Raw genomic sequence first — 9371 nt, forward strand, 5'->3', positions numbered from 1 at the left:
GTGCTGGAGCGGGCCGGCACCGGCCTGCCGCCCGTTGCCGAAGTCTGCGACCTGGCGGATCTGGAGAGCGTGCGTTCCTGTGCCGCCGCCCTGCTGGCCCGGGGGACCCCCATCGAGACGCTCGTGCTCAATGCCGGCCTCCAGTACGCCGGTGCCAGCGAACCGCGCCGCTCGGCCCAGGGCCATGAGCTCAGCTTCGGGGTGAACCACCTGGGCCACTTTCTGCTGGCCCATCAGCTGCGGCCCCTGCTGGCGGCGGGGCCGGCGCCGCGGCTGGTGGTCACCGCCAGCGAGGTGCACGACCCCACCACCGCGGGGGGCAAGGTGGGGGCCCCGGCGGGGCTCGGTGCGCTGGCGGGCCTGCGGCCGGGCCAGGGCACCACGATGGTGGACGGCTCGGGTCCATTCAGTGCCGACAAGGCCTACAAGGACAGCAAGCTCTGCAACGTGCTGTTCGCCCGGGAATTCGCCCGGCGGCTGGAGGCGCAGGGCACGCCCGCTCCGGTGATCGCCTGGAGCCCGGGGCTGGTGATCCCGCCCACCAGCGAGGGCGGCTTCTGGCGCTACAGCCGCCAGACGAATGAGCTGGGCCAGCGGCTGTTCGCCCTGGCGGCCCGCACGCTGCTGCGCCTGACCGAGAGCGTCGAGAACGCCGGGGCGCTGCTGGCCGCCCTGGCCGTCGATGACGCCTACGCCGACAACGGCTTCACCTACCGCGCCAACCGCGTCACGGCTCCAGGACGGCATGTGTTCGAGGCCACCGCCACCAGCAGCGAAGGCCAGAACATGGATCTGGCCCGCCGGCTCTGGGAGGCGAGTGCGGCCCTGGTGGGCGTGGGGGCAGAGCGGCCGTGAGCGGCCGGCCCGAGCGGCTGCTGTTCCTCCCCGGCGCCTCGGGCGACACCTCCTTCTGGTGTCCCCTGGAGCAGCGGCTGGCCTGCCCCGCCGAGCGGCGGCACCTGGGCTGGCCCGGCTTCGGCGGCATCCCGCCCCGGCCGGGGGTGGAGGGCTTCGCGGATCTGCTGGACCTGGTGCTGGAGCCGCTGGATCGCCCCTGCGCCCTGGTCGCCCAGTCGATGGGTGGGGTCCTGGCGCTGCGGGCCGCCCTGGCCCGGCCCCGGTGGGTGACGCACCTGGTGCTGTGCGCCACCTCCGGCGGCCTGCCGATGGCGGCGCTGGGGGCCGCCGACTGGCGGGCCAGCTTCCGCACCAGCCTGTCCCATCTCCCCGACTGGTTCGCCACCGAAACGACGGACCTCACCGGGCACTTGGCGGAGGTGGCGGCACCCACCCTGCTGCTCTGGGGCGATGCCGACCCCTTCAGCCCGTTCACCGTGGGGGAGCGCCTGGCCATGCTGTTGCCCGATGCCCGTCTGCACGTGATCAGCGGGGGCGACCATGATCTCGGCCGGGAGCACGCCGGGCAGCTGGCGCCGCTGGTCGACGCCCACCTCACCCCACCATGAGCAAGACCACCAGCACGTACTGGAATCCACTGGCGCCGGAGCAGGCCCATCGCTGGCGCTGGCTGGAGGGGCTGGAAGGGCAGGTGCAGGAGCTGGTGCTCAGTGAGGATCCGCCCACCGGGGAGATCACCCGCCTCACCCGCTTCCTGCCTGGGGCCGACACCGCCGCCTTCGGCGGCAAGGCCCACCCCTTCCCCGAGGAGATCTTCCTTGTCAGCGGGCGCCTCTTCGATGGCGCCTTCGGGCTGTGGCTGGAGAGTGGGCACTACGCCAGCCGCCCGCCGGGGGAGGTGCATGGCCCCTTCCGCACCGATGGGGCGGGCTGCCTGGTGCTGGATGTGTCCTTCCCCCAGCGGGGTGGGGAAGGGCCGTCATGACACCGGGGTGAACCGGGGCGTGATGAACTGCGGGCAGTTCCAGTCGAAAGCCTCCACCCGGATGCGGAGGAGGCGCTCCACCACGCCTGCCGCCCCATCTGCCAGCGCCGCCGTCAGGGACGGATCGGCATCGAGGGACAGCACCTCGGCCTCCCCATCGATCTTGAGGCGGCGCCGGGCGGGGTAATCCATCAGGAACAGGGCCACCCGCGGATCGCGGCGCAGGTGCCCGGCGCTGAGCAGCTGGCGATTGCCGGCGTAATCGGCGAATCCCAGGCGGTGCTCGTCGAGCACCCGCAGGAACCCCACCGGCCCGCCGCGGTGCTGGATGTAGGGCGCCCCCGCCTCGGTGAGGCTGGCCATGTAGAAGCTGTCGCGGGCGTGGATGAAGTCGATCTCCCGGGCGCCGAGCCGGTCGGGGTCGGGGGCCGGGGGACTGCTCTGGCTATCTCCATAGGCCTGAAGCTGGGTCTCGAGAACGGCGGGGGTGAGATGGCGGTGCAGGTAGTGCTGGGTCATGGGTGGGGTCTCCGTTCAGGCCTCCAGGCCCTGCATGGGCACGTAGCCCGGCAACGCCTGGATCCGCCCGATCCAGGCGCGCACGTGGGGATAGGGGGCCAGATCGATGCCGCCGTCCGGGGCCAGGGCCACGTAGGGGAAGACGGCGATGTCGGCGATGGTGGGCCGCTCCAGTTCCAGCCACTGCCGGTGGGTCAGGTGCCACTCCAGCTGCTCAAGAATGAAGCCGGCCTTCTCGGTGGCCCGCTCGATCGGAATCGCCTTGACGCCGAACAGATGGTGCAGCCGGGCACTTTCCGGCCCCTGGCGCACCTCACCGGCGGCGGTGGAGAGCCAGCGCACCACCCGGGCCTGGCCGAGGGGATCGGCGGGCAGCCACTGGCCATCCCCCTGGCGGGCCGCCAGGTGGAAGAGGATCGCCTGGGCGTCGGAAAGGGTGATGCCGTCCTCCTGGAGCACGGGCACCTGGCCGAAGGGGTTGAGGGCGAGGAACGCCTCCCCCTTGTGCTCGCCGGCCATCAGATCAACGCGGACCCAGTCGTAGTCGAGGCCGAGCAGTTCCAGGAGCAGGCGCACCTTGTAGCTGTTGCCGGAGAGTTCGTGGCCGTGGAGCTTGCGCATGGGACCAGGGCAAAGCGGAGGGACGGGACCGGCCTGCGTCCGCACAGACAGGTCTGTCTGAAAGCAACGGTAGCAGACCGGTCTGTCTATTTGGATAGGGTGGGTGCTGCTCATCGGGAGCCATGTCCGGAAGCGGTGCCACCGTCAGGTCCTCCAGCAAGCGGGAGGCGCTGCTCGATGCCGCCGAAGCGCTCTTCGCCCGGCAGGGCTACAGGGCCGTGGGCATCGACACCGTGCTGGCCCGGGCCGGCGTGGCCAAGATGACCCTCTACAAGCACTTCGGTTCCAAGGAGGAGCTGATCGCCGCCGTGCTCGAGCGCCGTGCCGAGACCATCGCCGCATCCCTCGCCCAGCGGATCGCCGCGGCGCCGGCGCCCCCCAGGGAGCGCCTCCTGGCTGTTTTCGACTGGCTCGAGGCAGCGGTTCGATCGCCGGGGTTTCATGGGTGCCTGTTCCTCAAGGCCGCCAGCGAGTACCCCGCTGCGGACGATCTGCCGCGGCAAGTGGCCCTCGGCTTCAAGGAGCGCTGCCGCCGCCTGCTGGAAGGCCTCTGCCGCGACGTCGGCGCCGGTGACCCGGAGGGTCTGGCCCGTCAGCTGCAGCTGCTGTTCGAAGGCGCGCTGATGATGGCCTTCCTGCAACGGAATCCCCAGGCGGCAAGCGATGCCCGCCAGGCGGTCGTGACCCTGCTGGGGGCAGCCGAAGCCACGACCTAGACCGTCGGGACTTCACCGGAACCGTTCGCTGAGGAGAACGCGTTGCGGTCGCGTCCTCGCCGGGGCGGCCAACGGTGCCGCTCAGGCGGGCTGGCCACTGTCCGGGTTGGGCGGAGTCCGTGGGCGCGACTGCGGATCTTCCAACGGCAGATCCTCCCCTCTGCGCTGAAGTCCCTGGTCGTGCAACCAGTAGGTGGTCATCGCACCGACTCCCTTGATCGGCATCTGTCCCCGCTCCTCCAGGCAGTAGCGCTCCTGCAGTCTCCGGGCCATGGTTCCGCTCACATGGATCCGGCCCGGCAGACCATGGGTTTCCATCCGGCTGGCGATGTTCACCGTTTCGCCCCAGAGGTCGTAGATGAACTTCCTGCGGCCGATCACCCCCGCCACCACCGGGCCGCTGTGGATGCCGATGCGCAGGGCCAGCGGCCCGACCGCCGGTGATCGGAAGCCGGCGACCCACGCCTGCATGTCGAGCGCCATCGCGGCGATCGCTTCCGCGTGATGCGCCGAGGAGGACGGCACACCACCCACCACCATGTAGTTATCGCCGATGGTCTTGATCTTCTCCAGGCCGTGCTGATCACTGAGCTGATCGAAGGCCGTGAACACCCGGTTGAGCAGATCCACCAGGGCGTGGCACGACAGGCGTGACGACAACTCGGTGAAACTGACGATGTCGGCGAACAGCACACTCACATCCTCGTGGGATTCGGCAATGACCTGCCGGCCCCGTTTCATCTCCTCGGCGATCGGCGCCGGCAGGATGTTCAGCAGCAGGCTTTCGGCCCGGTCGCGCTCGATCTTGGCGCTGCGCTCGGCCGCCACCCGCCGCTGCATCTCCGCCGAGGTTCGCAGGAAGGATTGGTTGAAGGCCGCTTCCACCTCCCCCACTTCATCCCGCCGTCCTGGGGGCAGCAGGAGGCGCTCCGGATCCGGGGACCCACCCTGACCCAGGGCCTCTCCGGCCCGATCGAGCCGATCACGCAGAGCAAGGATCGGGCCGATCACCAGCCGGTGGACCACCAGCATGGTGATCAGGGTGAGGAAGGCCGCGATGCCCAGCACGATCAGGGCGATGTTGACGATGTAGCCCCGCAACCCCTCAAGGAGACTGTCGTCGGCATGGCGGATCACGAGCCGATGGTCGCCCTGCAGGCTGGCGGGCCCCCAGGCGGCGTCATAGGCACCGCTCAGAGGAAACCACCGTCCGGTGGGCCCCTCCGGCCCGGACGGCGCCGGGGAGAACTCCGGGACCACACCGAACCTGCCCAGCAGCTCACCGCTGGAGTCCCGGTAGAGCGCCGCCCCTTCAATGGCCCGCACCATCGTCGGCCCCTGCAGCCGGCGCACGGCGTCCAGCAGTTCCTTGGACGAGCCCGCCTGGTTGTTGGCCACCAGCCATTCCACCTTCGCGTTCGTGACGGCGGCCAGCTGCTCCCCCAGGCGCTCGGCCTGGCGCAGCACCGAGGGAATGAGCACCACCGCCTCCACCACGAGGAAGTTGAGGAAGATCCAGAAGGCGACCCGCCGGGACAGCCGCGACCGTGCCAAGGACAGGACCTGCACAACCGCACGCGCCATGGTTCAGATGGTCAGGGGTGCCCGGGTCATCGTGACACCGGCCATCCGGCTCCAGCGCGACCGCGTGGAATCCCCTGCTCCCCCTGACGATGCCGGGCCTCGTTGCTGCCGCGTTGCTGACGCCCCGAGGCCAGCGTGGGACCCTCATGCAACGCTTCGCACCGATGGGGTGGCCGCTGGTCGGACGCTGCCTAATCTCCCGGCAACTCCCCCCGAGCCATGGCCGACTCTCTGATGCCGGATTCCAGCGGCGGATCCTCCCTGAAGGTGATCGAGGCCGTGAAGCAGGGCTGGCAGGCCTTCGCCCGGGCCCCCTGGGTGTTCATCGGCTTCACCCTGCTGGCGGGGGTGCTCAGCAGCGTCTGCTCGTTGATCCAGGGCCAGGTGGACCCCGACGAAGCCGCCGTGGTGACGACAGTTCAGCTGGTCCGGCTGCTGGTGGGCTCGATCCTGAGCGTGCTGGTGAGCCTGTGGAGCACCACGGGCCTGATCCGCGGCGCCTGGAGCGCCCTCTCCGGCGGCAAGCCGGCCCTGGGCACCTTCACCCGCTGGGATGGAGGGGCCAGCTGGCGGCTGTTCCGCAACGGCCTGGTGCTGGGAATCCTGATGATCGCGATCCTGATCGTGGCGGCCCTGGTGGGGGTCGGCGCCGCCCAGATCAACCAGATCCTGGCCGTGCTGCCGTTCCTGGCGGCCTTCACGGTGCTGATCTACCTGGCGGTGAACCAGAAGTTCCTGGCCCAGATCGCCCTGCTGGAGGGCCGCGGACCGATCGACTCCATCACCCGGGGCCGCACCCTGCTCGATCCCCAGTGGGGCTCGGTGCTGCTGCTGGCCCTGGTGGAATTCGCCATCGTGCTGGTGGGCCTGCTGGCCTGCTTCGTCGGGCTGCTGGTGGCCGTGCCCGTGGTGCTGTGCACCAGCACGGCCGCCTACCGCCAGGTGTTCGGCAGCGAGGATCTCACCGGCCTGCTGGCGGAGCCGGCGGCCTGAGCCAGGCGTCACACTGAGCCAGGCGTCTCAAAGGGTCCCGAGGCCGGGAGCCGGATCGGCGACTGGAACCCTGGGGGATGCGGCCGGATTCGGGCGTAGTGATTATTACTCTCAAGGTCATCGAGGATGCCGGCGAACGCCACCCTCGGCTGACTGAGCATTGCCGCCGCTTCCGCTTTCCCAGCCCTCCAGCCCGTCCGTCCCGCGTCTCCTCTCACGCGTCCATGCTGCTTCCCCCTGACCCCGGCGATGAGGCCTCCGCCGTCCCGACACCGTCGCCGACAGCGTCGCCGACCTTGATGGAGCAACAGATCCTGGCCTCCTGGGTCGTCAATGCCGCCACCTGGACCCGGGTCGTCCGCCGCGGCGAGATCCCCAGCCGCGTGCGGGTGACCAACGGGGCGATCCTGGAGGCGATCGGCGACTGCGCGCCGTCCACCCTGCTGGACCTGGGTTGCGGCGAGGGCTGGCTGGCCCACCACTGCGCCCGCCAGGGCATGGCGGTGCTCGGCACCGATGCGGTGGCCGAGCTCACCGCCGTCGCCGCGGACGGTGCCCCGGACGGGGCCCGCTTCCAGACGCTCTCCCACCAGCAGATCGGTGCCGGCGGCCTGAAGGAGCACTTCGACGTGGTGGTGGCCAACTTCTCCCTGCTCGGTGAGAGCAGCCTCGACGAGCTGTTCGCGGCGCTGCCGGCCCTGCTGGCCCCCGAAGGCAGCCTGATCGTCCAGACGCTGCACCCGATGCTGGTCTGCGCCGAGCATCCCTACGAGGGCGGCTGGCGGGAGGGCTCCTGGTCGGGCTTCTCCCCGGCCTTCCGCACGCCGGCGCCCTGGTTCTTCCGGACGCTGGAATCCTGGGTGGGGCTGTTCCAGCGCCATGGCCTGACCATCCGCGAGCTGCGCGAGCCGATCGATCCCCTCAGTGGCCAGCCCGCCTCGGTGATCTTCCGCGCCACCCTCTGAACCGACGCCGGAGCCGCCGGCTCAGCGCAGGCAGGCCATCGGGTGGCGGGGCGCCACCCCCAGGGCCTTGGCCACCCCCGGGTGGCACACGGCGCCATCGACGGTGTTCAGACCGCTGAGCAGTTCGGGCCGGTCGGTGACCGCCTCAAGCAGGCCCCGCCCCGCCATCACCAGGATGTAGGGGAGCGTGACGCTCACCAGCGCCTCGGTGGAGGTGAAGGGCACGGCGCCGGGCATGTTGCCCACGGCGTAGTGCTGCACCCCGTGGATGGTGACCACCGGATCGGTGTGGGTGGTTTCGCGGCTGGTGGCGATGCAGCCCCCTTGGTCGATGGCCACATCGACGATCACCGAGCCGGGTCGCATGCGCTGCACCAGCTCCTCGCTCACCAGGGTGGGGGCGCGGCCGCCGGGCAGGAGCACGGCCCCGATCAGCAGGTCGGCCCCCGGCACCAGCCGCTCGATCAGGCTGCGGCTGCTCACCAGGCTGGTCATGCGGCCGCGGCGGTCGGATTCCAGGCCCCGCAGGCGGTGGGGCGAGCGATCCAGCAGGAACACCTCCGCATCCATGGCCGCGGCGATGCGGGCCGCGTTCCAGCCCACGGTGCCGGCCCCCAGCACCACCACCCGCGCCGGCCGCACGCCGGTGCAACCGCCCATCAGCACGCCCCGCCCCCCGTGGGGCTTCTCCAGCAGGTGTGCCCCCACCTGGGCCGCCAGCCGTCCGGCCACCTCGCTCATCGGGGCCAGCAGCGGCAGGCTGCCGTCCTCCAGCTGCACCGTCTCGTAGGCCACCGCCGTGGTTCCCGCCTCCAGCAGGGCCTTGCCCACCTCGGGGTAGGCCGCCAGGTGGAGGTAGGTGAACAGCACCAGGTCGCTGCGCAGGAAGGCGAATTCCTGTGGCTGCGGTTCCTTCACCTTCACCACCAGGTGGGCGGCCCAGGCCTCCTCGCAGCTGACGATGCGGGCCCCGGAGGCGCGGTAGTCGTCGTCGCTGATGCCGGCCCCCAGGCCCGCCCCCTCCTGGACGCGCACCTCCATGCCCTGGGACACCAGTTCATGGACGCCGTCGGGGGTGAGGGCCACCCGCTGTTCGTCGCGCTTGATCTCCGTGGGCACACCGATGCTCGCCATCGGGGAGGCCAGGGGTGCCGGGCCGGGAGCTGGCATGGGGCAGGAAGGATTGCCGCCCGGAGGCGATCGTCGGCAAACCCTAGGCCGAGGCGATGGGCATCCGCCAGCCGGTGCCGAAGGCCCGGTCGCTCACCTTGAGCACCGGAGCCGCCTGGCGCCGCTTGAACTCGGCCCGCCGCAGCAGGCCGGCCACCCGGGCCACCAGGGCAGGATCGGCCCCCTCCGCCACCAGCTCCTCCGGGGTGCGCAGCTCCTCGATCGAGGCCTTCAACAGGGGGTCGAGCACCCCGTAGTCGGGCAGGGAATCGCTGTCGCGCTGGTCGGGGCGCAGCTCGGCGCTGGGGGGCTTGCTGCGGATCGCCGCGCCGATCAGTTCGCCGTCGGCCGGCAGGCCAAGGGCCGCCCGGCAGGGGCCGGAGGCCTCGCCATCCAGCCACTCAGAGAGGCCGAAGACGGTGGTCTTGTAGAGATCGCCGATCACCGAGAGTCCGCCGTTCATGTCGCCGTAGAGGGTGCAGTAGCCCACCGCCAGCTCCGACTTGTTGCCGGTGGAGAGCAGCAGGCCCCCCTTCTGGTTGGCCACCGCCATCAGCAGCGTGCCGCGGATGCGGGACTGCAGGTTCTCCTCGGTGACCCCGGCCGGGGGCGCCCCCAGGGCGGGCGGAAGGGCGGCGGCGAAGGCCTCCATCAGCGGTGCGATCGGCAGGGTGGCGGTGGCCAGCCCGAGCCGCCGGGCCAGTCCCTCGGCGTCGTCGAGGGAGCCGGCCGAGCTGAAGGGGGAGGGCATGCGCAGCACCTCCACCCGGGCGGGGCCGAGGGCCGCGGCGGCGATCACCGCCACCAGGGCCGAATCGATGCCGCCGCTCAGCCCCAGCAGGGCCCGCTGGAAGCCGCACTTGGCGGCGTAGTCCCTCACCCCCAGCACCAGCACCCGCAGCAGCTGTTCCCAGGGGTCCGGCGGCGGCGCCACCGGGGCGGGGGCGGGGTCTTCCGCGT

Annotated in this window: 11 protein-coding genes; 6 read left to right on the forward strand and 5 right to left on the reverse strand. The window is 71.1% G+C overall.

Features of this window, described 5'->3' with window-relative positions; genetic code table 11:
* From VB737_RS03815 to VB737_RS03825, 3 genes are all read left to right on the forward strand, one after another.
* Positions 1-855: SDR family NAD(P)-dependent oxidoreductase (locus tag VB737_RS03815; RefSeq protein ID WP_500311268.1), on the forward strand; the 855-nt coding region annotated here is incomplete at its 5' end.
* Complete coding sequence (locus tag VB737_RS03820) at positions 852-1466, forward strand: alpha/beta fold hydrolase (RefSeq protein WP_500311270.1); 615 nt, start codon at positions 852-854, stop codon at positions 1464-1466. The genes VB737_RS03815 and VB737_RS03820, both read left to right, overlap by 4 nt.
* The gene (locus VB737_RS03825) at positions 1463-1843 is read left to right on the forward strand and encodes a cupin domain-containing protein (protein WP_500311272.1); all 381 of its coding nucleotides are present in this window, start codon (positions 1463-1465) and stop codon (positions 1841-1843) included. Before VB737_RS03820 ends, VB737_RS03825 begins: the two co-directional genes overlap by 4 nt.
* On the opposite strand, the gene VB737_RS03830 is transcribed toward VB737_RS03825, so the two are convergent.
* Positions 1838-2362, reverse strand: coding sequence for a pyridoxamine 5'-phosphate oxidase family protein (locus VB737_RS03830; RefSeq protein ID WP_500311274.1), 525 nt, complete (start codon positions 2360-2362; stop codon positions 1838-1840). The two genes, VB737_RS03825 and VB737_RS03830, sit on opposite strands and share 6 nt — an antisense overlap.
* Before the next feature lie 15 nt (positions 2363-2377).
* On the reverse strand, positions 2378-2983 hold the full coding sequence (locus VB737_RS03835; protein ID WP_500311275.1) for a glutathione S-transferase family protein: 606 nt from the start codon (positions 2981-2983) through the stop codon (positions 2378-2380).
* A gap of 122 nt (positions 2984-3105) precedes the next feature.
* On the opposite strand from VB737_RS03835, the gene VB737_RS03840 reads away from it, so the two are divergent.
* Positions 3106-3699, forward strand: a complete 594-nt coding sequence (locus VB737_RS03840) for a TetR/AcrR family transcriptional regulator (RefSeq protein WP_500311277.1) — start codon at positions 3106-3108, stop codon at positions 3697-3699.
* An 81-nt stretch (positions 3700-3780) separates the two neighbouring features.
* Here VB737_RS03840 and VB737_RS03845 read toward each other — a convergent pair whose 3' ends face one another.
* Positions 3781-5283 carry an adenylate/guanylate cyclase domain-containing protein gene (locus tag VB737_RS03845; RefSeq protein ID WP_500311279.1) on the reverse strand — a complete coding sequence of 501 codons (1503 nt, stop codon included), beginning with the start codon at positions 5281-5283 and terminating at the stop codon, positions 3781-3783.
* Between the two features lie 219 nt (positions 5284-5502).
* Between VB737_RS03845 and VB737_RS03850 the strand changes: the two genes are divergently transcribed.
* On the forward strand, positions 5503-6276 hold the full coding sequence (locus VB737_RS03850; protein WP_500311281.1) for a DUF7544 domain-containing protein: 774 nt from the start codon (positions 5503-5505) through the stop codon (positions 6274-6276).
* A 224-nt stretch (positions 6277-6500) separates the two neighbouring features.
* Positions 6501-7241, forward strand: a complete 741-nt coding sequence (locus VB737_RS03855; protein WP_500311283.1) for a class I SAM-dependent methyltransferase — start codon at positions 6501-6503, stop codon at positions 7239-7241.
* 21 nt (positions 7242-7262) lie between these two features.
* Here VB737_RS03855 and ald read toward each other — a convergent pair whose 3' ends face one another.
* Both ald and nadE read right to left on the reverse strand, forming a co-directional pair.
* On the reverse strand, positions 7263-8411 hold the full coding sequence (gene ald, locus VB737_RS03860) for an alanine dehydrogenase (RefSeq protein WP_500311285.1): 1149 nt from the start codon (positions 8409-8411) through the stop codon (positions 7263-7265).
* 43 nt (positions 8412-8454) lie between these two features.
* A partial coding sequence (nadE, locus tag VB737_RS03865) for an NAD(+) synthase (protein ID WP_500311287.1) occupies positions 8455-9371 on the reverse strand: 917 nt, incomplete at its 5' end.

Origin of the sequence: Synechococcus sp. BA-120 BA3 (assembly GCF_034931285.1) — a bacterium.
Classification (GTDB): Bacteria; Cyanobacteriota; Cyanobacteriia; order PCC-6307; family Cyanobiaceae; genus Cyanobium.

Coding starts and splice junctions, on each gene's coding strand:
- VB737_RS03850 (WP_500311281.1), top strand. CDS start 5,503: ATGGCCGACTCTCTGATGCCGGATTCCAGCGGCGGATCCTCCCTGAAG.
- VB737_RS03845 (WP_500311279.1), bottom strand. CDS start 5,283: ATGGCGCGTGCGGTTGTGCAGGTCCTGTCCTTGGCACGGTCGCGGCTG.
- ald (WP_500311285.1), bottom strand. CDS start 8,411: ATGCCAGCTCCCGGCCCGGCACCCCTGGCCTCCCCGATGGCGAGCATC.
- VB737_RS03830 (WP_500311274.1), bottom strand. CDS start 2,362: ATGACCCAGCACTACCTGCACCGCCATCTCACCCCCGCCGTTCTCGAG.
- VB737_RS03855 (WP_500311283.1), top strand. CDS start 6,501: ATGCTGCTTCCCCCTGACCCCGGCGATGAGGCCTCCGCCGTCCCGACA.
- VB737_RS03835 (WP_500311275.1), bottom strand. CDS start 2,983: ATGCGCAAGCTCCACGGCCACGAACTCTCCGGCAACAGCTACAAGGTG.
- VB737_RS03840 (WP_500311277.1), top strand. CDS start 3,106: ATGTCCGGAAGCGGTGCCACCGTCAGGTCCTCCAGCAAGCGGGAGGCG.
- VB737_RS03825 (WP_500311272.1), top strand. CDS start 1,463: ATGAGCAAGACCACCAGCACGTACTGGAATCCACTGGCGCCGGAGCAG.